Origin of the sequence: Pectobacterium betavasculorum, assembly GCF_000749845.1 — a bacterium.
GTDB classification, from domain to species: domain Bacteria; phylum Pseudomonadota; class Gammaproteobacteria; order Enterobacterales; family Enterobacteriaceae; genus Pectobacterium; species Pectobacterium betavasculorum.
Genome location: NZ_JQHM01000076.1, coordinates 1 through 330, shown reverse-complemented (window position 1 = coordinate 330; position 330 = coordinate 1). Strand labels below are relative to the sequence as shown.

Sequence of the window (330 nt, the reverse complement as noted above, 5' to 3'; positions counted from 1 at the left end):
CCGGCACATTCACGCTCCAGGTCTTGCCATCGGCATTCACGGTCGTTTGATAAGTTTCCGAGCCGACGGTAACGGTAATCGCATCGCCCGCTTTCACGTCATTATCTACGTTACCGGTCACCGCAATCGTCTGACCCGACTCACTGGCATTAATCACGTTATCGCTGGTCACATCGTCGATAGTAATGGAGGCGATGGGCGCTACGGTATCGACGCCGTAAGCGTGACTGGTATTGGCCGTCGTCACGTTACCAGCAGGATCACGGGTGGTGACCGTGGCACTCACCTCACCATTAGCAGCTAATACAGAACCCGGAACATTGACGCTCC

General features: G+C 55.2%; 1 protein-coding gene. It reads right to left on the bottom strand.

The genetic code is table 11. The features are described from left to right. Positions 1 to 330 (bottom strand): Ig-like domain-containing protein (locus KP22_RS21170; RefSeq protein ID WP_039326456.1); only part of this gene is annotated, 330 nt, incomplete at both ends.